Below are 21,478 nucleotides of genomic sequence, written 5' to 3' on the forward strand. Positions count from 1 at the left end.
CGTGAGCGACCCCGCCGCCGAGTTCGACGGCCCGTGGAAGGAGGCGCTCGACCTCTACTTCCGCCCGTTCGTCGAGCTGTTCTTCCCGGACATCCACGGCGAGGTGGACTGGGACCGCGAGATCGACTGGCAGGACAAGGAGCTGCCGAAGCTGTTCCCGGACGCCGCGGCGGGCACCGGGGTGGTGGACAAGCTCGCCGGGGTGTGGACCCGGGCCGGCGAGCAGGAGCGGGTGTTCGTCCACGTCGAGGTGCAAACCCAGAGCGACCCCGACCTCGCCCGCCGGATGTACCGGTACAATCACCGACTGGAGGACCGGTACGGTGCGATGCCGGTGAGCCTCGCGGTGCTGGGCGACGCGGGCCGGTCGTGGCGGCCGAACGAGTACCGGGCGGGCCGGTGGGGCTGCGAGGTGGCCTTCACCTTCCGCACGGCCAAGCTCGCCGACTGGCGGGGCCGGGAAGCCGCTCTGGAGCAGTCGCCGAACCCGTTCGCGGTGTTCGTGCTGGCGCACCTGAAGACCGTCGAGACGGACCGCACGCCCGAGGACCGGCTCGCGTGGAAGTCGCGGATCGTGAAGGGGCTGTACGACCGCGGACTGGACCGGGCCGAGATGTTGAAGGTGTTCCGGCTCATCGACTGGATGATGACGCTGCCCCCGGTGCTGACGAACCTGTTCGCACGCGACCTGACTGCCTTCGAGGAGGAGCGGAAGATGCCGTTCATCACCGGAACCGAACAGATGTGGCTCGACCAGGGGATCGCGCGCGGCCTCGTCCAAGGGCGGACCGAGGGCGAAACCCGGGGCCGCACCGAGGGCCGCACCGAGGGGCTCTTGGCCGGCATCGAGACGGTCCTTGACCTGCGCTTTGGGGCCGCTGGTTCTGCCCTCATGCCCCGGCTCCGGCAGATCACCGACCCCGCCGCACTGGAGTGGTTGCTCCGCGAGAGCAAGTCCGCCCCCGACATCCCCGCGTTCGCCGCGCTCCTCCCCGCACCACCCACCGCCTAACCTCGATCCCACGGGGCTCCCATGCTCGACCTCCCCCGCTACTTCGCGTCGCCGGCCGAGAGCGCCGCGTACCGCTCGCGCCGCGAGTTCCTGGCCCGCGCCGGCGGCGGGTTCGGCATGCTCGCGCTCGCCGACCTGCTCCGCGCCGACGAGCCCAAGGCGGCCGCCCCCCCCGGGCCGCTGAGCCCGCACGAGCCGCACTTCCCCGCGAAGGCGAAGCGCGTCATCTGGCTGTTCATGAACGGCGGCCCCTCGCAGGTGGACACCTGGGACTACAAGCCCGAGCTGGAGAAGCGCGACGGCAAGGAGCTGGAGGGGTTCGACCCGAACACCGGGTTCTTCACCGGCCAGGTCGGGCCGCTCATGAAGTCGCCGTTCAAGTTCGCCAAGCAGGGCCAGTGCGGGAAGATGGTGTCGGAGTTGTTCCCCCACCTGGGCAAGCACGTCGACAAGATGGCGTTCGTCCACTCGCTGTGGAGCGACTCGAACAACCACTCGCCCGCCCTGTTCAAGATGAACACCGGCATGGCCCGCATGGGGTTCCCGTGCGTCGGGAGCTGGGTCACCTACGGGCTCGGCACCGAGAGCCAGAGCCTGCCGGCGTTCTGCGTCATGTACGACACGCTCGGCCGCGGCATCCCCAAGGGGCACTCCGTGAACTGGGGCGCGGGGTTCCTCCCGACCGTGTTCCAGGGCACCGCGTTCAAGCCGCAGGGCGACCCGATCGACAACCTCACCCGCCCCGCCGACCTGCCCGCCGACCGCCAGCGGCAGCAGCTCGACCTGCTCGCCCGGCTCAACAAGCAGGCGGCGGCGCGGACGCCCAACGAGCCCGAACTCGCCGCCCGCGTCGAGACGTTCGAGCTGGCGTACCGCATGCAGATGGCCGCGCCCGAGGCGCTCGACCTCGCGAAGGAGACCGCCGAGACGAAGAAGATGTACGGCCTCGACAACCCGAAGGCGACGCACTTCGCCAAGCAGTGCCTCATCGCCCGGCGGCTCGTCGAGCGGGGCGTGCGGTTCGTGCAGATCTACAGCGGGGGCATGGAGAACGACCTGAGCTGGGACGGGCACAACAACATCGCCAAGAACCACGGCGGGTTCGCGCAGGAGACCGACCAGCCCATCGCGGGCCTGCTCGAGGACCTGAGCCGCCGCGGGCTGCTCGACGACACGCTCGTGATCTGGGGCGGCGAATTCGGGCGGCTCCCGATCGTGCAGAAGGGGAACGCCGGCCGCGACCACAACCCGCACGCCATGACCTACTGGCTCGCGGGCGGCGGGGTCAAGGGCGGGGTCAGCTACGGCGCGTCCGACGAGATCGGGTTCAAGGCCGTCGAGAACCGGGTCAGCGTGAACGACTTCCACGCCACGGTGCTGCACCTCATGGGGCTCGACCACAAGAAGCTCACCTACCGCTACAACGGCCGCGACTTCCGCCTCACCGACGTCGCCGGCACCGTCGTGAAGGACATCCTGGTGTAGCGCGCGGGCCGTGACCGGCACGTCGGTCCCCTTCGTGCCCTCCCTCCTTGTGGGGGAGGGTGTCGACGCATCCGGGGCCGGGCTGTCGAGATCGTGAGGCGCGCACGCGTCACCCGGCCGCGCCGCGTCGGTCGTCGGCGCGCTGGGGTCGGTCGGCGCGTTCGGCACGAGGTCGCCGGTCGCGTCGGGGTCGTCGGGCGGGAGGTCGCCGGGGTAGATCAGCTCGCCGGCGAGCCGGCGCTTCCACACGACCATGCTCGCGTAGGTCCGGTCCCAGAAGTCGTTCGGGTCCACCTTCTCGTACACCTCGCCCAGCCGCGCCAGCTCCTCGTCGACCTGCTTGGCGAACCACCGCTGGCGGGCGATCCGTGCGTCGTCCAGCGTCGCGAGCCGCGGGTCCGGCGGGGGCCGCTTCGCGCGCTCCTTCGCCCGCGCGTTCCGGTGCCGGGTGAACGTGTTCTCGATCCGGCACAGGGCCTCGGCCGCCTTCTGCCCCTCCGACGGGTTCCCGGTGCGGAGCTGCACGCGGAGCACGAGCATCGACTCGGTCAGCGTGTCCTGCATCAACTCCCGCCGCGCGGCGGCGAGTCGGCGTCGATAGACCGGGTTGCCGCGGCACAGCGCCTTCAGCTCCTCGGGGTCGATGTCGAGGGTGCGGGCGGTGGCGGTCCAGGTCCACCCGTCGGCGCGGAGGTCCGCGGCGCGGGCGTACACGGTCTCCATGTCGAGGGTGGCGGTGGGCATCGGAGCACTCGGGGGGGAAGGAGATGCGTGGGTCGGACGCGGACCCAGAGTTCGCACCCAGGGCTACGCACTGCCGCCCCCTTCGGGGGCTAAATCCCTTGAGTCACGGAGGGACGACCGTGCGTCGCCCAGAAGCCCCAGGGTTCGCACCCTGGGCTACGCACTGCCGCCCCCTTCGGGGGCTCAGGCAATTGGTTGGTTTTGAGTCCCGGAGGGACGACAGTGCGTCGCCCAGGGTGCAAACCCTGGGCCTTCTTGTACATGCCGAACGACCGGGGCCGCGTCAAAGGGATGTGCGCGGAATTTCGCGGCCCCGGTCCGGGGTCACTTCCCCTCGGGGCGGTACAGGAACGGGCGGCGGAACATGCCCCCGAAGTGGTGCGGGTTGTTCACCCGCACCGCAATCGCGTTCGTTCCGGGCTTCAGGTGCTCGGTGACGTCCACGTCCCACTCGAACTTGTAGTCCGACAGCCACCACGGCTCCGCGTACGGGCGGTGCTTCACGAGGTTCCCGTTCACGTACAGCCACGCCTCGTTGAACATCCCCGGGAACCGGACGTGGACCTTCCCCTTCTCCGCACCGGCGGGCAGGTCGAAGTCGGTGCGGTACCACGCGACCCCGGTGTAGCTGTGGTAGTCCGGGCTCACGACGCCCTGCGCCTGCATGTACACGTCGGTCCGCAGCAGCGCCCAGTGGCCGGGGTTCTCCCGGTGGCTGTCCACCGAGCCGGCGTCCTTGCGGGCCTTCCACCACGTCAGGTCGGCGGGCTTCGTCGCCCACCGGCTCACGACGCCGGTGTCGTGCGGGTCGCGGCGGAACGCCCACTCGAGCGGCAACTTCGCGACGAGGGTGCCCTTCGTGCCGTCGGTGAACGCGGCCAGCGCCCGGTACTGCTCGACCTCGCCGGGGAACCACGCCGGGCCGTTGTCCTTGGTCTCGGCCGCCACCCCGACGACGCGGGTGGTGAACGTCGGGTTCATCTTCGCCAGCTCGATCCGGGCCGCGAGCCCCTTCTCGCCGGCCGCCACCGCCGCCTTGTAGTCGACGTCGGTCGCGGCGGCCCGCACCATCGCGGTGTACTGCTCGAGCACGTTGAACCCGAGCCGGGCGAACCGCACGCGGTCGGCGAACTGCTTCTCCTGCCGCCCGCCCTTCCCCTTCGCGCCTTCAACGGCCTTCTCGGCCTCGGCGAGGCTGGCCCGTAGCTTCGCCACGAGTTCGGGCGTGTAGATCGCGGGGATCACGAAGTGCTCGTGCTCGGTGACGACGCTGTCCTCCCACGCCTTGAGGATCGCGGTCCAGTACGCGGCCATCGGCCCCGCGGCTGGGCCGTAGAACGCCGGGTAGAACTCGGCGAGCAGGGCGTCGACGTCGGCGTCCGGGTTCCAGTACAGTTGCCCGCGGACGTGCAGGTTCAGGAACACGCTGGCGATCGCGTTGCGGCTCTCGGTCGAGACGCCGAGGATGCCGGCCTTCCGATAGTGCTTCACGTCCTGGCGGATCGAGGCGATGGCCGGGTTCGGCACGTCACGCCACACGAGCATGCCCTGGTCGTAGTCGTAGATCACGACGCGGCCCTGCATCACCTCGGACCAGCGGTACAGCATGTCGCGGTACTCGCCGCGGGCCGGCGACTTCGGGTCGTCCATCCCGTGGATCGGGTCCACGTCGATCGCCGCGAGGTATGCGACGAGCGGCTTGGCGGCGACGATCTTGCGCTGCGGGGGAATGGTAAGGTTGCCGTACGCGAGGAACCCGATGCGCGACTTGCTGTCCGGGTGCTGCTTGACGAGCCGCTCGGCGACCTTGTTGTACAGCGCCAGGAACGGGTCGGTGAGCGACGCGCTCATGAAGTACTTGTCCTTCAGCCCGGCCTGGAGCTCCTTGTCGAGCGGGGACTCGGACCGGTACACGCCGTCCTCCATGCCGAGCGAGAACGCCTCGCCCTTGGCGAACCGCGGGGCCACCTTCTTGACGATGTGGTCCGCGGTCGCGTCCTCGGCGATGGGGATGTCGAACAGCGTCTTGCCCTTGGGGATGAGTTCCTGGACGTACGCGCCGATCGCGTGCCCGTTCGGGACGCCGACGCCGGTGTTCATGAAGTTGCGGCGCATGAACTCGTCCTGCCCGTCGTTGCTCCCGTTCCACGAGACCCAGTAGTTGCGGACCTCGAACGGCGGGGCGTAGGCGTGCTCCAGCGCGCCGACGGCGAGCGTCTTCGCCTCGGGCACGACCTCGCCGATGTCGGTGGGCAGGTACCACCGGCAGCCCCAGCGGCGGAGCAGTTCGGCGGCGGCGTAGTAGTGGCTGTCGTCGTTGGTGCCGGCGAGCAGCACGCGGTTCCCGGCGCGGCGCAGCGCGATCGCGTCGGCCCGGAGCGTCGGCTCCTTCTTGGCGACCTTGTCCAGCGCCGCCTGGAGCGTGGGGTCGGCCTTCAGCGCCGCGGAGCCGACGACGATCTGCGGCGCGTCGGGCTTGAGTGCGGCGATCGCGGCGTCCGTGTCGGCGAGCGCGAGCTTCGCCCCGCTCATCAGCTCGACGTACTTTACGATGTCGGTCGCGGCCTGCTTCTCCCACTTCCCGGCCTTGGGGTCGACGACGACCACGGCGGCCGTCTTGCCGTCGTCCACGATCTTGAGGGCGTCCTGCGCCGCGGCGTGCGCCGCGGTCAGGGAGAAGAGTGCGAGTATCAACGAGAAACGCATCGAGTGCTCCAGGATGTAAGACGTGCGAACCGGCAGCGTATGCTTTGAAAGCACGAACCTCGAAGTACGAAGCACGAAAGGAAAACCGGGCACGGGGTCCGAGTTCGGGTTTCGAATTTCGTGCTTCGGGTTTCGTGCTTTCCGTTCGGGCAGGAGTGACAGTGTCGTGCGGGTGGTGGCCGGGTGCAAGCGCCATTCACCGCGAATACGATGAGCGGGGCGGGGCCGCGTTCGGCCCGCGGCGGTTCGGAACACCCAGGGGGTAGCGCGATGGGCAAGGTTCTCAACGACGTGGGGCGGAACGTCATCTTCCGCGACGGGCGGACGCACACCGCGTGGCTCGACAAGCCGGTCGACGACGCGCTGCTCCGCGAGCTCTACGACCTCGCGAAGCTCGGGCCGACGTCGGCGAACATGAGCCCGATGCGGGTGGTGTTCGTGAAGTCGAAGGCGGCCAAGGAGAAGCTCAAGCCGTTCCTCGACGCGGGCAACGTGGACAAGACGATGGCCGCCCCGGTCACGGCGATCATCGGCATGGACGTCCGGTTCTACGAGCAGCTCCCGAAGCTGTACCCGTTCACCGACGCGAAGGCGTGGTTCAAGGACCTGCCCGAGAACATCCTCGAGTACCTCGCGCTGCGGAACAGCTCGCTCCAGGGCGCGTACTTCATGCTCGCGGCGCGGTCGGTGGGGCTCGACTGCGGGCCGATGTCGGGGTTCGACAACGCGAAGGTGGACGCGGCGTTCTTCGCGGGCACCACGGTGAAGTCGAACTTCGTGTGCAACCTCGGGTACGGCGACGCGAGCAAGCTCCACCCCCGCGCCCCGCGGCTCACCTTCGAGGAAGCGTGCCGGGTGGAGTGACGGGAGGTTGTGTTTGGTGGGGCAGGCATTCTTGCCTGCCTCCCGATGCCTCCCGGGGCAGGCAAGAATGCCTGCCCCACCAAAATTCATCCACAAGGGCTCGCTTACTTCAGCAAGTCCTTCACCCGCGCCTTGAGGCGGGCGAGGTTGTTGTCGAAGTCGGCCTGCGAGTCGGGGATGCGCTCGTCGGGCATCCCCGCGTAGAGCCCGCGGACCACACCGGTGCGGTCCACGACCATCAGCCGCGTGCTGTGGGCGAACTCGTCGCCGGGCTTCACGTCGGGGCCGTCCTTGCGGCCCACCGCCTGCTTGAACGACTCCTTCATCAGCTTGTGAATCGCGGTCTCGTCGCCCGTGAGGAACAGCCACTTCTCGGGGTCGGCCCCGCGGGCGGTCGCGTACTCCTTGAGCGTCGCGAGGTCGTCGCGGGTCGGGTCCACGGTGAACGTCACGAACTTCACGCCCGGCTCGCCGGTCAGCTCCTTCTGGAGCCGCGTCACGGTCGAGCTGACGCTCGGGCACGGGCCGGTGCAGCGGGTGAAGATGAACGACGCGACCCACACGGTGCCGCGGAGGTCCTTGTCGGTGACCGTGCGGCCGCTCCGCTCGGTCAGCGCAAACGGCTCGACCTGCCAGCCCGGGTCCGGGTCGGCCTGTGCGGTCTTGTGCGAGACGGCGCTCGGCCGAGCGAACCCGCAGCCCGTGAGACAGCCGATCGCGAGGAGCAGGAAGAGGCGGGTCATGGGAGGTGTCCGGTCACGGCTTCTTGCCCTCTCCCCTTGCGGGAGAGGGTGGTCGCGAGTCTTCGAGCGGCCGGGTGAGGGGTAAACCTGTAGCGCTTGTCGAGCTTCACCCCTCACCCGCTCGCAGAGCCTCGCTGCCCTCTCCCGCAAGGGGAGAGGGCGAAACAGTGTGTCGCTCACTTCAGCAGGAGCGCGTCGATCAGCAGCAGGGCGAGGACGCCGGGGAGGTACACGAGCGAGGCGCGGAGCACACGCTTCGCCTGCCGGTCCGAGCGGTCGCGGGCGAACCCGAGCGTCTTGCGGACGAACATCACGCCCAGCAGCGTCGCGCCGACCGCGTACACCCAGCCGGCGAGCCCGACCCACACCGCCATCAGCCCCACGGGGAGCAGCGCGGCGGCGGTCAGCACCATGACGGCGGCGGTGCGGCGGCCGGTCGGGTCGGTGCCGGGGAGCATCTGGAGCCCGGCCCCGGCGTAGTCGGCCCGGTACATCCACGCGATCGCGAGGAAGTGCGGGAGCTGCCAGACGAACAGCACGAGGAACAGGGCGGTCGCGCCCTCGGCCCCGTCCCACCCGCGGGCGGCGCACCACCCGATCACCGGCGGCAGCGCGCCCGGCACCGCACCGACCACCGTGTTCCACGCGGTCACGGTCTTGAGCGGCGTGTAGATGAGGACGTAGGAGACGAGGGTGACCGCGGCGGCGAGCGTGGCGGCCGGCGACACGGTGCCCATCAGGTACGCGAGGCCGATGCCGCTCGTGACCGCCCCGAACACCGCGGCCTGCTCGACCGTGATGCGGCCGGCCGGCAGCGGCCGCTTCGCGGTGCGCTTCATGCGGGCGTCGGTGCGGCGCTCGTAGACCTGGTTCAGCGCGCTGCCGCCGGCCGCGACGAGCCCGGCCCCGAGGAGCGTGTGGAACAGCACCCGCGCGTCCGACCCGGCCCCGGCCCCGAGCCAGTACCCGGCGGCGACCGTGAACAGCGCCATCACCGCGATCCGCGGCTTGGTGAGGACGACGAGGTCGGCGACCCGGGTCCGCATGGCGACCGGGGCCGCGGCGCGGCCGCCCGAGGCGTAGTGTTGCAGGTCCGCGTCGGCGGTCATCGTGATCCTCAGCATGTCGGGTCTCCCGGTTGCGACGCACCTGCACCAACGAGCACCGGCCGCTCGGCCCCGGCCGCGGCCTCTGTTTCACCGTCGTCCGCTTGCGGGGCCGGCACCGCGCCGCGCTGCCGCACCCGCACCGCGAGCCCCACGGCGGTCGCGAGCAGCGCGCTGCCCACGAGCGCGTGCAGCGTGCGGATCGCGGCGTTCTCCTTCGTCACCGGCACAAGGTCCGACGGCACCCCCTGCCCGAACTTCTCCATCCACGCTTCGACGCCGAGGTACACCTGGAACAGCAGCAGCGCGCTGAGCAGGTGGACGGCGACCCGCACGCGGGCCTTCGCCGCGGGGTCCGAGACCACCCGCAACACGAGCCACACCGCGAACCCGGTCGCGAGGAACGCCGTGAGGAAGTGCAACTTCTGCGTGAGGACCGTCGGCGCGTGCCGCACGAGCGCGCCCCACACCACCTGGACGAACAGCGTGACCGCGACCACCACCGCACCGACCCGCACCAGGCTACTCGCACGCGCGAGCGCCGGCGACCGGGCCGTCAGCACAGCAATACTTACGAGCAGCGCGAACACGATCTGTGCGAACACGCCGTGGATCAGCGCGAGGTCGGGACCGACGAGGGCGTGCAGTTGGACCCGGAACCCACCGAGGAGCCCCTGCACCATCACCGCCGCGAGCGCTACCACGCCCAGCAGCCGGATGCGTGCCCCGCACGACCGCGTGACCAGTGCGTAACCAGTTGCGGACAGCGCGAGGGCCAGTCCCGCGAGTGTCACGGCCGTCGCCGCGACGGGGAGCTTCACCTCCGCGACCGGCACCTCGCGTTGAGCGATGAGCCCGCGGTGGAACTCGCCGTACCCGACCAGCAGGATCACCAGCCCGAGCAGGCCCGCCCACTTCGTCTTCGCGCACCGCTCGCCGGCCATCAGGGCGACCGCGAGAACAACGATGAGTGGCGCAATGACGGTGAACCCGAAGATGCGGTGCCCGTGCTCGATGAGGTAGCCGAGGTCGAGCTTGAAGTTCGAGGCGAGGTACCACGGCTCGGTCGGCCAGATCGGGTCGGCCATGCCGGCGCGGAAGCTCGTGACCATCTGTCCGATGGCGAGCATCAGAAACGTGGCGGCGACGGACAGCACGGCCCAGACGTGCAGCCAGCGCGGGACGGGGCGGGCGGTTGCGACCGGCTCACTCATCGGTGCGGAACTCGGCATTGCGGGTCACGGTAACTTAGAACTTCGAACGGAACGAGACAACGCTTCCGGGGTGCGGTTCGGGTGCGGCCTGCTGCTTCGAACGTCTTGGCGAGCGGGGGGGACGTGAGTCCCCCGGTAGAACCGCGGTTCTCACGCCACCGGGGGACTCACGGCCCCCGCTCGCCAAATTCCACAGGGGCCGACGAGCGATGTTGGGCCGACGCCCCGCGTAGCGCGAACCGAACCGTGCTTTCACTGTTCCGGGTACACGGCGGCACGCACGTCGGGCGGCAACTCGCGGGGGTACGGGAGCGAGCGCACGAGGCGCACGAGGTCCCACACCTGCCGGTCGGTCAACTCGGGGTGGGCCGGCATGCCGACCGCAGGGATGCCGCCGCGGACGCGGGCGAACACGTCGGCCGGGTTCTTGCCGCCCTTGAACACGTTCGGCGTCGTCAGGTCGGCCGGCCTCGCCACGGTGCCCCACACGTCGTACCGCAGCGCCGGCTTGCGGCCGAAGTCGCCGTGGCAGGTGATACAGGCGTTGTCGGCCTTCGCGGTGAACAGCACGAACCCGCGGCGCACCGCGGCGGCGTGCGTGGGCGACTCGGGATCGCCGTCGTCGGGTTCGGGGGCCACGCCGGGCAGCGGCGGCGCGTTCTCGGCCTTCTCCCACTCACCGACGATCGCCTTCGCGCGGCCGGTGGCGAACCCCGGAACGTCCGGCACCTCGCCGGCCCCGAGCGCCGCGAGCGTCTCGAATTCGGTCTGCCCGCGGACCGCGAGGTACGTCGCGAACCGGGCCAGCAGGTCGCGCTCGGCCTCGGGGAGCAGCGAGAACGACGGCATCGCCGTGCCCTTCAGCCCGTCGTGGAGGGTTCGCACCAGGTCGCCGCGCCGCGGCTTCACGCCGCCCGTGGTGGTGAACTTGAACGCCCCGCGGCGCATGTCCCGCGGCGGCGGGACGACGTTCGCGGCGGTGCCCTGACCGTCGCCGGTCAGGTTGTGGCACTGGAGGCAGTGCCGGCGGAACAGGCGGCCCGCCTCGGGCAACTTGTCGGCGGTCAGCCCGAGCCGGTCGGCCGCCGCGGCGGTGTCCGCGTCGCCCTTCACGTGCGGCGCGGCGGGCGTGCCGAACAGGTCGCGGAGCGTCGTGTCGAGCGCCGTGCGGCCCGCCGGGGCAATAGTAGTCGGGTCGAGCGTCTTGCCGCCAGCGGCGTCGAGTGCGGCCAGTTCTTTTGCGATCTCACCGGCGAGCGACGGCCCCGGCGGCGGCGCCTCGGGCACCTTCAGCACGAGCCGGTCGGTCCGCGACGGGAACGAGAGGTTCGGCGGGTAGTCGGGGGTGGAACTGCACCCGCCGACGAGCAGGAGTGCGGACGCAGCGCCACAAACGGCGAGCAGGGCCGCCCCGGACGACACCGGAAGGCGACCCTGCCCCGTGTTGCTGTGCTGCGTCATTCTCTCACTCGCGGCCCGGAGCCGCACGTCACGTTCGCTTCGTAGGGCCGGCTGTGCCGGCCGATCGGGACACGCGCCACTCAGTGGCGTCGGCCGGCACAGCCGGCCCTACTTGGCGGGGGCCGCTCACCCCATCACGCGGTTGCGGGTCATGTAGTCGGACATGAACAGGACGAACAGGATGCCCATCCAGAAGACCGAGGCGAGGGCGGTCAGGACCACCACCTTGTCGCCGTGCCGCAGGTGCATGAAGTACAGCCCGACGAGCGTGGCCTGCACCGTGCCGATGGCGAGCTGGGCGAACAGGGTGTAGCCCCCGAGCCGGCCCGTGGAGGACATCCACACGGTCAGGGCGAACAGGCCGAGGACGCCAAGGAACACGAGGATCAGCGTAGCGGGGCTGTCGACGTGCCCGGTGACGCCGTGGTCGGTGTGGCCTGCGGGCGGGGTCGTGGTCGCCGTCGTCGTCGCGTGCGTGTGGTTGGCCATGGTCGCTCAGCTCCGGTTCTCGGCCTTGTCTTCGTGGCACAGGCCCCGGGCCTGTGGGGGCGGCACGGGCCCTCGGCCCGTGCCACCAGGTCGGTCAGTGGGCGTGCTTGATGTGCGCGCCGGCCAGGTACAGCATCGGCATCAGGAACAGCCAGATCGCGTCCACCAGGTGCCAGTAGAGGCTGACCACCTCGACGGTGGAGTAGTTCTCCGGCGGGATCTTGTTGGCGTAGGTCTGCTGCACCAGCCACAGGATGCACCCGAGGCCGATGACGATGTGGACCCCGTGGATCCCGGTCATGATGTAGTAGAAGCACAGGAACAGCCGGACCTTGCCGGTGTCCAGGCCCCGCTCGAGCGCCTGGGTGTTCATCTCGCTGTGGACGAACGTCGCCGTCCCCGGCAGGTAGGACTCGTGGAAGTCGTGGGCGTACTCGAACCCCTTGAGCACCATGAACCCCGCCCCAAGGGCGAACGTGAGCAGCAGGTGCGTGTACAGGCCGTTCTTGTTCCCGAGCTTCGCGGCCCGGATCGCCAGCGTCATCGTGAGGCTGCTGGTGACCAGGAGCACCGTGTTGGCGCTCGCGATCGTCAGGTTCATGAACGAGCTGGCGAACTCGAACTCGGCCGCGTACCACAGGCGGTAGCAGGCGTACGCGGCGAACAGACCGGCGAAGAACAGCACTTCGGTCGCCAGGAACATCCACATGCCCAGGCGTTCGGAGGCGTGCTGCTGTCCGAGGTCCCCGAAGTGGTGCTTGAGCACCGGGGAATGGGTGCTAGCCGACAACTTCGGTCTCCTTCTTCATGGGGCCGGGGGCGGCCGGTTGGTCGTGGGTCGAGGACGGGTCGCCGGCCGTGCCCAGGCCCGGCCCCTCCGGGAGCCCGCGGCCCAGTTGGTCCACGCCCAGGGAGTACTCGTACGGGCCGCACACGACGACCGGCATGTTCGCCTCGTCGAAGTTGAACAGCGGGGGCGGGCTCGGGCTCACCCACTCCAGGCCGGTCGCGCTCCACGGGTTGGAGCCGGCCTTCCGGCCGTACACCAGCGACAGCGGGAGGTAGAACGCCGGGAGCAGGTAGCCCAGGCCGAGGATGCTCGCCCCGGCGGTGGACATCACGTTGTACACCTGGAACTCGGCCGGGTAGTTCGGGTACCGCCGCGGCATCCCGTGGTACCCCAGGATGAACTGGGGCACGAACGTCAGGAAGAACCCGACGATGATGATCGCGGCCGCGACCCGGCTCCACCAGTCGCTGTACATGCGGCCGAACATCTTGGGCCACCAGAAGTGAAGGCCGGCGAAGTACCCGAGCACCATCCCGCCCACCATCACGAAGTGGAAGTGGGCCACGACGAAGTACGTGTCGTGCAGGTGGATGTCGGTGCCGAGGGTCGCCAGGAACAGGCCCGTGAGCCCGCCGATGACGAACAGCACCACGAACCCGAGCCCGAACAGCATCGGGGCCTGGAACGTGATCGACCCCCGGTACAGCGTCCCGGTCCAGTTGAACACCTTGATGGCCGAGGGCACCGCCACGAGCATGCTCAGGAAGCTGAACAGCAGCGCCGAGTAGAAGCTGATGCCGGCCACGAACATGTGGTGCGCCCACAGCAGGAACCCGACCACCGCGATGCCCATGCTCGACCACGCGACCGCGTGGTACCCGAAGATGTTCTTGCGGCTGAAGCAGGTGAGCACCTCGCTGATCACGCCCATCCCGGGCAGGATCATGATGTACACGGCCGGGTGCGAGTAGAACCAGAACAGGTGCTGGAACAGCACCGGGTCGCCGCCGATCATCGGGTCGAAGATGCCGATGCCCGCGATCCGCTCGACCATGAGCAGGGTGGTCGTGATGGCGATCACCGGGGTGCCCAGGAGCTGGATCAGGCTCGTGGCGTACAGGGACCATACGAACAGCGGGAGCCGGCCCCAGGTCATGCCGGGGGCGCGCATCTTGTGGACCGTGACCATGATGTTCAGGCCGGTCATGATCGAGCTGAAGCCCGAGATGAACACGCCGAACACGCCGGGGATCACGTTCGAGGTCGACGACCGCGAGCTGTACGGCGGGTACAGGGTCCAGCCCGTGTCGATGCCGCCGGCGAGCAGCCCCCACACGCCGAACCCGGCCCCGACCATGAACACGTACCAGCTCGCGAGGTTCAGCTTCGGGAACGCGAGGTCCTTGGCCCCGATCATCATCGGGATCAGGAAGTTCCCCAGCACCCCGGGCACGGCCGGGATGAGGAAGAAGAACAGCATCAGGACCCCGTGGCCGGTGAACGCCCGGTTGTACGTGTCCTCGTTGACGATGGCCCCGTCGGGCGAGAGCAGGTTGAGCCGGACGATCCCGGCCGCGACCCCGCCCGCGACGAAGAACACGCTGATCGAGATCAGGTACAGCAGGCCGATCCGCTTGTGGTCGACCGTGGTGAGCCACGACCACAGGCTGTAGTCGACGTTCAGGTAGTTGGGCACCGCCGGGGGCGGCTCGGGCGGCACCGGGGCGATCCTCGGGCCGGCGTTGGTGGCGGCGGTTGTCATTCCTTCTTCTCCGATCGCACCGTCGGGGCACCCACCGGGGGACTCATGCGGTCCGTGCGGTTGGGGGTGGTCCCGAGCTTCAGGCTGCGGATGTAGGCGACCAGGTCGTCGAGGTCGTCGGGCGTCACCTGCCCCTCGTAGGAGGGCATGATCGGCTCCCACCCCTGCGCGACCTTGAGCCGCGGCTTCAGGATGGACTGCTTGATGTACTCGGCGTCGGCGTACTCGGCCCCGCCGCCCTTGATCGGCACCCGGCGGCCGTACAGGCCCTCGAGGACCGGGGCGGCCGCGTTCGGGTCGGCGCTGTGGCACTTGATGCACTGGAGCTTCAGGAACAGTTGCCGGCCGGAGAACGCCCGCGAGCCGTCCACGGGCTGCTCGCTGCCCTGGTACGAGCCCAGGCCCCCGAGCCACTCGTCGAACTCCTGCTGGCCCACGACGGCGATCTTCCCGACCATCAGCGAGTGCCACGTCCCGCAGTACTGGTCGCAGAAGATGTGGAACTCACCGGTCTTGGTCGGGTGGTACCACGCCGTGGTGTACCGGCCCGGGAGCACGTCCATCTTCATGCGGAACGCGGGCACGCCGAAGTCGTGGATCACGTCCTCGGAGATCATCGTGACGCGGACCGGGCGGTCCACCGGGAGCACCAGCTTGCCGATCGACTTGCGCTCGCCCTCGGTCATGTTCCGCGGGTTCCCGCCGATGATGACCCGCTGCCCGTTGGGGTACTGGGCCTTCCACATCCACTGCTTGCCGATGACGAAGATCTCCATTGCGTCCTGCGGCGGGTGGACGGCCTTCGTGTAGACCACCGCGCCCCAGCCGAAGAACGTGAAGAAGATGATCGTCGGGATGATGGTCCACGCCAGCTCGAGCCGGTGCGACCCGAGGATCCGGGGGGTCGAGCCGGTCGTGGTCCCGCGGCGGTACGCGACGCAGAAGTACAGCAGCGCCCCGTACACCGCCAGGCCGCCCAGGGTGGTGACGACCATGAGGTACCAGAACAGCGCCTCGAAGTGGTACCCGATCGTGGACGCGACCACGGGGATCAAAGGCGGTAGCGAGTTCATGCGGGCACCCCCGTCTGTCCGTTGGGACCGTGGGCCGGTCCGTGTTCTGTTCCCGGTTCCGTTGCCGCCGCCGCGGCGGCCGACTTGCGGCGGTCGCGGCGCAGGGCCAGGGCGACCCACCCGCCCATCAGGAGCAGCGTCAGCACGCCGCCCGCCTTCACCACGACCATGATCGACAGGGCGTAGCCCTGCTTCAGGTGGTCGAACCGCGAGCACGCGAGCGTCAACTGCTCGACCAGCGTCCCGATCTTCCCGCCCGACGCCTCGACGAGTGACAGCCGCAGCGTCTTCCAGGTCGGCGGCGGGAGCGGCTGGCCGTCGACGGGCTGCACCTTGTCGTCGAACTGCATGCCCATGAAGTACCGCGAGATCTTCCCCTCGGGGGTCAGGATCATGACGCCGCTGGGGTGCTTGTACTCCTTGAACGCCTTGTCGAATTCATAGCGGAACCCGACGCTCTTCAGCAACTCGCCGACCGGTTCCTTCTTCCCGGTCAGGAACCGCCACCCGCTCGGGTCCGCCGGGAACCCGTACTCGCCCAGGTACGCCTTCTGCTTGGCCGAGCCCAGGTCCGCGTGCTCCTTCGGGTCCATGCTCACGGTGACGACCGTGAACTGGTCGCCGACGCGGAACCCGCTCAGGGCCAGGGCCCGGAGCGAGACCGTCAACTCGTTCAGCACCTTGTTGCACAGGTCCGGGCACCGGAAGTAGACCGGCACCAGGATCGTGACCTTGCCGTTCATCGCCTCGCGGAGCGTGACGGGCCGCTCGGACTCGTCGCGGAAGACGAGGTCGAGGTTCACCTGCGCGCCGAGGTTCTGGTCGATCCCGATGTTGCTGATGTCGGCCTGCACGGTCGGCTGCTCGTTGCCGCCGGGCACGAGCCCGTCGGGGCCGGCCGCGGTACCCACGGACGGGGCCGCGAGCAGCGCCGCGAGGCACGCAACGGACACCAGGGGCGAGGTCCGGGGGAGCCTCACTTCTTGACCTCCCCCTTCTCGGGAGCCTTCGGCGGCTCCGGGGCCTTGGGCGCGTCGGGGGCCTTCGCGTCCTTCTTGGGCTCGTCCTTCTTCGCCTCGTCCTTCTTGGGCTCGTCCTTCTTCGCCTCGGGCGCGGTCGCGGGCACCTGGTGCACCCTGGGCATCACGGCCTCGGCGTGCTCGGCCCCGCGGCCGGCGTTGGACGCGGTCGGCAGGTGCGTCGAGGCCGTCGGCCGCGAGCCGTGGTCCTGGAACGGGAACAGCTTCGGGGCCGCCCCGTCGAGGACCGCCGCGAGCGGCACCTGGGCCACCGTCCGGCCGCCGTCGGCCCACCCGGTGCGGAACAGCTCCGGGGTGCGGTCCGCGTCGGCCCGGCTGTCCTCCGGGTACACGTACGGCGGGTTGTTCCCGTTCGGGTCCGTGGGCCGGGTGATCGCCCGGCTGTTGCCGGTGCGGACCACGAGCGGCTCGAGCCGCGGCTGGTCGACCTCGGCGCCGCGGCCGATCCGCTTGAGCCGGTCGCCGAGTTCGACCTGGTTCCGCTCCCGGGCCATCGGGTGCGCCGCCGGGTCGTTCGGGGCCTTGCTGAAGTACATGAACAGGGCCGTCGTGCTGCCGAAGGCGAGCACGAAGAACACCACCACGAGCACCGGCACGCTCACGACGCTGCCGGTGTGGTACCCGTCGGGCTCGTACCCGAGCCGCAGGGACTCGGCGCTGGGCCGGGCGAACCCGTCGTGGTCGTCGGGCTTGGACCCGCCCTTCGAGCCGCCGGGGTTGTTAGTGAGACTCATGGTGGTGCCCCTCCGGCAGCAGGAACGTCTCGTCGACCGGGAGGATGTTCCGCTTCTTCAGCTCGTGGAAGAAGTACAGCCCCCACACGCCGCCGATGGCGAGAATGGCCCCGGCGTCCATCAGCCACGCTGGCACGCCCCCGAACGGGACCGACGCGGGCGCGAGCCACCAGGTCACGTCGATCGCGCACATCACCAGCAGGAACAGCGCCACGGCCCGGAGCCGCTTCGGGTGCAGCTTGATGTCGCGGAACAGCAGCAGCAGGAACGGCAGCGCGAAGTGCAGCGCCGCCAGCCCGGCCGACACGTACCACCACCCGCCGGTCGACCGCTTCAGGTAGAACGGGATCTCCTCGGGCAGGTTGCCGACCCAGATCAGCATGAACTGCGAGAACGAGGTGTACGTCCAGAACAGGGTGAACACCAGGAGCAGCGTCGCCATGTCGAGCTGGAACTTGGGCCGCATCACCTTCGCGAACGGCTCGCGGCTGACGATGCACAGGAACAGCGCCAGGCACAGGGCCATCGTCGTGAGGAACTGGTTCACCGCGAAGATGACCGGGAACATCGTCGAGGCCCAGCCCGGCTCGACCGACATCACCCACTGGGTGGCGGCCGCGGTCAGGGTGATCGCGTACACGATCATCCCGGGCCCGGAGAAGTTGCTGAGCTTCAGCAGCGCGGCCTCGACCTGGACGGGGGTGCCCTCGGCCCGGCGGCTCCACCGGTTCAGGTACGCGATCATGAGCCCCCAGATCGTGAACAGCACGGCCCCGACGCCGATGAACGACGGCACGGACAGGAACCCGTAGGTGCCCACCTCGCGGGCGTGCTGCTGGTGCTGGGTCGCCTTGGCGATCATGTACTTGCCGTACTCGATCGCGAGGTCGCGCTTGTTGCCGGCCTCTGCGTCGGCGCCCGGGTTGGCCATGTTCACGGACGGGTCGGGCGGGACCACCTCGGGGTTGGTCCACCAGTACGGCGAGTAGTGGCCGTGGTCGAACGCGACGGCCGCGGCGAGCCCCGCGAACAGCACCGCGAGGAGCGGCATCGTGCGGGTCGCGGCCTCGAGCGGGCGGCGGAGCAGCAGGCCCCACGACGTCTTCGCGAGGTAGCCGATCATCAGCAGCGCCATCGCCCCGATCGGCAGGCTGAGCCAGTACGTGAACCCGGTGAGGTACGCGGACATGAACCGCGCGCCGGCCAGGTGCCGCTCGTGGTCGTCGTGCGCGTTGGTCAGGTTGACCACGCCCACGGCCGCGTAGAGGGCGACGCCCGCGACGGCGGCGACCATGGCGACCCGGGTGAACGGGGCCCAGTCGAGCGCGTTCGGGTTGTTCACGACCGCGGCGGGCGACGCCGGCGCGGCCGCTGTGGGATCACTACTCACGGATGACCTCCCGCCTTCTTCGTGTCGGTCGCCGCGCCGGTGCCGGCCGCGTTCACCTTGTCCGCCAGTGCGGGCGGCAGGTCGGTCGCGTGCTGGCTGTACTGCAGGGCGCGGACGTAGGCGATGATCCGCCAGCGGTCGGCCGGCGCGATCTGGGCGGAGTAACTGGGCATGCCCCCGTACCCCTTGGTGATGACTTCGAAGTAGTACCCGACCGGGGCCTCCCGCAGCGGGATCTTGATGTCCCAGAGCGAGTACCCGCGGGAGTACCCGAGCGGCGTGGCCGGGACCTCCTGGGTCGGCAGCTCGTGCGCGCCGACCGGGGCGGTGTGGAACGACGTCGGCTTCAGGTAGCCGCGCTCCCAGATCTTCCCCTGCCCGTTGCCGAGCGCCCCGTGGCACACCGCGCAGTAGATCGTGTACCGCTCCTGGCCGCGGTCCAGGTCCTCGCCGGTGATCGCGAACGGGAACCCCTCGACGTACACCTTGGGGTTGCCGGCGGCCCGCTGGTCGTACCGCGGGAGCGTGACGGCCGCCTCGCGGTTCTCGATCGGGGTCGGGGTCGCGAGGTCGACCTTGTTGTTCGCCTGGCGGGCGTACACGCGGGTCCACTCGTCCGGGGTCAGGCCGGTCGCGAGCGGGTCGGTGTCGAGGTACTGCGCCCGGTGGACGACGCCGTTCTCCAGCGGCCGCGAGGCGCGGCCGTCGGCGAAGAAGTCGGACCCCTCCTGGGGCCGGTGGTACGGCTGGTCGGACATCTGCTGGCGGCACCCGGCGGCGGGCGCCGCGCACAGGAGGGCCAGGGTCAGGAGTCGCATGCGGCCGATCGGGCCGCGGTCGCGTTGGGCACTCATTCCGGCACCTCCTCGACCGACACCGGGTGCAGGTCGCTCAGGAACGCCCGGGTGGCGGCGGCGTCGTACTTCGGGTCGATCGCCTCGATGCACAGGAAGAACCGGTCGCGGGTGGCCCGGTCGAACGCCTTCGAGTTGAACAGCGGGTGGTGGTACCGCGGCAGCCCGCACAGCGCCATCAGCCCGAACAGGCCCGTGAGCGCGGCGGTCAGCACCATCATCTCGAAGGTGATGGGGATGAACGACGGCCAGCTCAGGTACGGGCGGCCGCCCACGTTCAGGGCGTACCCGTAGGCGTTCAGGTAGTACTGCATGAAGAACCCGGTGCAGGCCCCGGTGAGCCCGCCGACGAACATCACCGCGCCCATTTCGGACTTGGGGAAGTTCATCGCGTCGGCCGCGTCGCCGACGGGGTACGGGCTGTAGCAGTCGTACCGGGTGAACCCGGCCCCCTGCACCTTGTGCGCGGCGGCGACCATGCCGTCGGCCGTCTCGAACTCCGCGAGGAGCCCGAACACGGTCGGCTCGGGCCGCGGCCCGTGGTGCGTGTCGTCGTGCGGGGTGTGCACGGCGCCGGGGGTGAGGATCGGGGTGGTCGGGGTCATGGCGCGTTCTCCATGATCGAGTGGCCGCCGCCGCCGCCCTGCTTCCGGGGCAACAGTTCGCGCATCTCGGTGATCGAGATCATCGGCAGGTACCGGAGGAACAAGAAGAACAGGGTGAGGAACAGGCCCATGGACCCGATCATGGTCCCGTAGTCCCAGATGGTCGGGGCGTACCGGCCCCACTGGGCCGGGATGTACTCGCGGGCCAGGGTGATCACGATCACGTACCGCTCGAACCACATCCCGATGAGCACCGAGATGCAGATCATCTCCATCCAGAAGAAGCTCCGGCGGATCCGCTTCGACCACAGGAACGTCAGCGGGAACGCGCAGTTGGTGATGATGAGCGCCCAGTACGACCACCCGTACGGGCCGAACATGCGCTCCATCGTGGTGCCCCACTCGTAGAGCGTGTGGCCGTACCACGCCATCCAGGCCTCGCTGAAGTACCCGTAGGTCACGAGGAACCCGGTCGCCAGCATGACCTTCCCCATGATGTCCACGTGGTGGTCGGTGAAGAAGTCCTCGAGCTTGTACCACCGCCGCACCGGCAGCGCGATCGCCACCACCATCGCGAAGCCCGAGTAGATGGCCCCGGCGACGAAGAACGGCGGGAAGATCGTGGCGTGCCACAGCGGGACGATGGACACGGCGAAGTCGAACGACACGACCGTGTGGACCGAGAGCACGAGCGGGGTGCTGATCCCGCCGAGGATCAGGTACACCTTCTCGTACCGCCGCCAGTGGATGGCCGACCCGCGCCAGCCCAGGGCCAGCACGCCGTACAGGAGCCGCTGCCACCGGGTCCGGGCCTGGTCGCGGAGCGACGCGAGGTCCGGGATGAGCCCGATGTACCAGAACACCAGCGACACGGTGAAGTACGTGGTGACCGCGAACACGTCCCAGGTGAGCGGGCTGCGGAACTGGGGCCACACGCCGGCGACGTTGGGGAACGGGTACAGCCAGTAGAAGAACCACGGCCGGCCCATGTGCAGGAGCGGGAACAGGCCGGCGCACATGACGGCGAAGATGGTCATCGCCTCGGAGAACCGGTTGATGCTCGTGCGCCACTTCTGGTGCATGAGCAGCAGCACGGCGGAGATCAGCGTGCCGGCGTGGCCGATGCCGATCCACCACACGAAGTTGACGATCGCGAAGCCCCAGGCGACCGGGACGTTGATGCCCCAGACCCCGACGCCCATGTAGAACAGCCACGCGACCGAGACCGCGAGGATCTGCAGCATCGCCAGCCCGGCCAGGAACCCGAGCCACCACCCGCGGGGGTGCTTGGTGTTGAGCACCACCCCGCCGATGGCGTCCCCGATCGAGACAAGCCCGTGCTTGTTCAGGACCAGGGGGTGCATCTCCGGCTCGGGCGGCAGCCCGCCCCGGTGGGCGTTGTTAAG

18 protein-coding genes are annotated in these 21,478 nt (G+C 69.6%); 3 read left to right on the plus strand and 15 right to left on the minus strand.

The genetic code is table 11. The annotated features are described in order from the left end of the window. The first annotated feature begins 1 nt into the window (after position 1). Complete coding sequence (locus ACTIGN_RS22675) at positions 2–1,012, plus strand: hypothetical protein (protein ID WP_439628094.1); 1,011 nt, start codon at positions 2–4, stop codon at positions 1,010–1,012. A 21-nt stretch (positions 1,013–1,033) separates the two neighbouring features. Then, positions 1,034–2,497 carry a DUF1501 domain-containing protein gene (locus ACTIGN_RS22680; RefSeq protein ID WP_439628096.1) on the plus strand — a complete coding sequence of 488 codons (1,464 nt, stop codon included), beginning with the start codon at positions 1,034–1,036 and terminating at the stop codon, positions 2,495–2,497. A 1,068-nt stretch (positions 2,498–3,565) separates the two neighbouring features. Here ACTIGN_RS22680 and ACTIGN_RS22685 read toward each other — a convergent pair. Then, complete coding sequence (locus ACTIGN_RS22685) at positions 3,566–5,947, minus strand: DUF4838 domain-containing protein (RefSeq protein ID WP_439628098.1); 2,382 nt, start codon at positions 5,945–5,947, stop codon at positions 3,566–3,568. A gap of 270 nt (positions 5,948–6,217) precedes the next feature. Between ACTIGN_RS22685 and ACTIGN_RS22690 the strand changes: the two genes are divergently transcribed. Continuing rightward, positions 6,218–6,811 carry a malonic semialdehyde reductase gene (locus ACTIGN_RS22690; protein ID WP_439628100.1) on the plus strand — a complete coding sequence of 198 codons (594 nt, stop codon included), beginning with the start codon at positions 6,218–6,220 and terminating at the stop codon, positions 6,809–6,811. A 104-nt stretch (positions 6,812–6,915) separates the two neighbouring features. Here ACTIGN_RS22690 and ACTIGN_RS22695 read toward each other — a convergent pair whose 3' ends face one another. The 14 genes from ACTIGN_RS22695 to nrfD all read right to left on the minus strand — a co-directional run bounded on the left by ACTIGN_RS22695 (position 6,916) and on the right by nrfD (position 21,436). Beyond that, complete coding sequence (locus ACTIGN_RS22695; protein ID WP_439628101.1) at positions 6,916–7,554, minus strand: SCO family protein; 639 nt, start codon at positions 7,552–7,554, stop codon at positions 6,916–6,918. Between the two features lie 176 nt (positions 7,555–7,730). Next, positions 7,731–8,678: a heme o synthase gene (gene cyoE / locus ACTIGN_RS22700; protein WP_439628103.1), complete on the minus strand. Its 948-nt coding sequence runs from the start codon at positions 8,676–8,678 to the stop codon at positions 7,731–7,733. Further along, on the minus strand, positions 8,672–9,874 hold the full coding sequence (locus ACTIGN_RS22705) for a hypothetical protein (protein WP_439628105.1): 1,203 nt from the start codon (positions 9,872–9,874) through the stop codon (positions 8,672–8,674). The genes cyoE and ACTIGN_RS22705 overlap by 7 nt, the downstream gene beginning before the upstream one ends. 252 nt (positions 9,875–10,126) lie before the next feature. Then, positions 10,127–11,335 carry a c-type cytochrome gene (locus tag ACTIGN_RS22710; RefSeq protein ID WP_439628107.1) on the minus strand — a complete coding sequence of 403 codons (1,209 nt, stop codon included), beginning with the start codon at positions 11,333–11,335 and terminating at the stop codon, positions 10,127–10,129. A gap of 126 nt (positions 11,336–11,461) precedes the next feature. After that, complete coding sequence (locus tag ACTIGN_RS22715; protein WP_439628109.1) at positions 11,462–11,824, minus strand: cytochrome C oxidase subunit IV family protein; 363 nt, start codon at positions 11,822–11,824, stop codon at positions 11,462–11,464. A 94-nt stretch (positions 11,825–11,918) separates the two neighbouring features. Beyond that, positions 11,919–12,614, minus strand: coding sequence for a cytochrome c oxidase subunit 3 (locus ACTIGN_RS22720; RefSeq protein WP_439628111.1), 696 nt, complete (start codon positions 12,612–12,614; stop codon positions 11,919–11,921). After that, complete coding sequence (locus ACTIGN_RS22725; protein WP_439628113.1) at positions 12,604–14,376, minus strand: cytochrome c oxidase subunit I; 1,773 nt, start codon at positions 14,374–14,376, stop codon at positions 12,604–12,606. Before ACTIGN_RS22725 ends, ACTIGN_RS22720 begins: the two co-directional genes overlap by 11 nt. After that, positions 14,373–15,449 carry a cytochrome c oxidase subunit II gene (coxB, locus tag ACTIGN_RS22730; RefSeq protein WP_439628115.1) on the minus strand — a complete coding sequence of 359 codons (1,077 nt, stop codon included), beginning with the start codon at positions 15,447–15,449 and terminating at the stop codon, positions 14,373–14,375. Before coxB ends, ACTIGN_RS22725 begins: the two co-directional genes overlap by 4 nt. After that, positions 15,446–16,429, minus strand: coding sequence for an SCO family protein (locus ACTIGN_RS22735; protein ID WP_439628117.1), 984 nt, complete (start codon positions 16,427–16,429; stop codon positions 15,446–15,448). The genes coxB and ACTIGN_RS22735 overlap by 4 nt, the downstream gene beginning before the upstream one ends. Then, positions 16,426–17,223: a hypothetical protein gene (locus tag ACTIGN_RS22740; protein ID WP_439628119.1), complete on the minus strand. Its 798-nt coding sequence runs from the start codon at positions 17,221–17,223 to the stop codon at positions 16,426–16,428. Before ACTIGN_RS22740 ends, ACTIGN_RS22735 begins: the two co-directional genes overlap by 4 nt. Further along, positions 17,210–18,613, minus strand: coding sequence for a hypothetical protein (locus ACTIGN_RS22745; protein WP_439628121.1), 1,404 nt, complete (start codon positions 18,611–18,613; stop codon positions 17,210–17,212). Before ACTIGN_RS22745 ends, ACTIGN_RS22740 begins: the two co-directional genes overlap by 14 nt. Beyond that, on the minus strand, positions 18,610–19,467 hold the full coding sequence (locus ACTIGN_RS22750) for a c-type cytochrome (RefSeq protein WP_439628123.1): 858 nt from the start codon (positions 19,465–19,467) through the stop codon (positions 18,610–18,612). The genes ACTIGN_RS22745 and ACTIGN_RS22750 overlap by 4 nt, the downstream gene beginning before the upstream one ends. Beyond that, complete coding sequence (locus ACTIGN_RS22755; RefSeq protein WP_439628125.1) at positions 19,464–20,072, minus strand: DUF3341 domain-containing protein; 609 nt, start codon at positions 20,070–20,072, stop codon at positions 19,464–19,466. Before ACTIGN_RS22755 ends, ACTIGN_RS22750 begins: the two co-directional genes overlap by 4 nt. Continuing rightward, complete coding sequence (nrfD, locus tag ACTIGN_RS22760; protein WP_439628127.1) at positions 20,069–21,436, minus strand: NrfD/PsrC family molybdoenzyme membrane anchor subunit; 1,368 nt, start codon at positions 21,434–21,436, stop codon at positions 20,069–20,071. The genes ACTIGN_RS22755 and nrfD overlap by 4 nt, the downstream gene beginning before the upstream one ends. Positions 21,437–21,478 lie beyond the last annotated feature (42 nt).

It is taken from the genome of Gemmata sp. (assembly GCF_051859125.1).
Classification (GTDB): domain Bacteria; phylum Planctomycetota; class Planctomycetia; order Gemmatales; family Gemmataceae; genus Gemmata.

Bases quoted from the DNA above. Each gene is read 5' to 3' on its own strand.
- ACTIGN_RS22680 (WP_439628096.1), top strand. From the start codon at position 1,034: ATGCTCGACCTCCCCCGCTACTTCGCGTCGCCGGCCGAGAGCGCCGCG.
- ACTIGN_RS22685 (WP_439628098.1), bottom strand. From the start codon at position 5,947: ATGCGTTTCTCGTTGATACTCGCACTCTTCTCCCTGACCGCGGCGCAC.
- ACTIGN_RS22690 (WP_439628100.1), top strand. From the start codon at position 6,218: ATGGGCAAGGTTCTCAACGACGTGGGGCGGAACGTCATCTTCCGCGAC.
- ACTIGN_RS22695 (WP_439628101.1), bottom strand. From the start codon at position 7,554: ATGACCCGCCTCTTCCTGCTCCTCGCGATCGGCTGTCTCACGGGCTGC.
- cyoE (WP_439628103.1), bottom strand. From the start codon at position 8,678: ATGCTGAGGATCACGATGACCGCCGACGCGGACCTGCAACACTACGCC.
- ACTIGN_RS22705 (WP_439628105.1), bottom strand. From the start codon at position 9,874: ATGAGTGAGCCGGTCGCAACCGCCCGCCCCGTCCCGCGCTGGCTGCAC.
- ACTIGN_RS22710 (WP_439628107.1), bottom strand. From the start codon at position 11,335: ATGACGCAGCACAGCAACACGGGGCAGGGTCGCCTTCCGGTGTCGTCC.
- ACTIGN_RS22715 (WP_439628109.1), bottom strand. From the start codon at position 11,824: ATGGCCAACCACACGCACGCGACGACGACGGCGACCACGACCCCGCCC.
- ACTIGN_RS22725 (WP_439628113.1), bottom strand. From the start codon at position 14,376: ATGACAACCGCCGCCACCAACGCCGGCCCGAGGATCGCCCCGGTGCCG.
- coxB (WP_439628115.1), bottom strand. From the start codon at position 15,449: ATGAACTCGCTACCGCCTTTGATCCCCGTGGTCGCGTCCACGATCGGG.
- ACTIGN_RS22740 (WP_439628119.1), bottom strand. From the start codon at position 17,223: ATGAGTCTCACTAACAACCCCGGCGGCTCGAAGGGCGGGTCCAAGCCC.
- ACTIGN_RS22750 (WP_439628123.1), bottom strand. From the start codon at position 19,467: ATGAGTGCCCAACGCGACCGCGGCCCGATCGGCCGCATGCGACTCCTG.
- ACTIGN_RS22755 (WP_439628125.1), bottom strand. From the start codon at position 20,072: ATGACCCCGACCACCCCGATCCTCACCCCCGGCGCCGTGCACACCCCG.
- nrfD (WP_439628127.1), bottom strand. From the start codon at position 21,436: ATGCACCCCCTGGTCCTGAACAAGCACGGGCTTGTCTCGATCGGGGAC.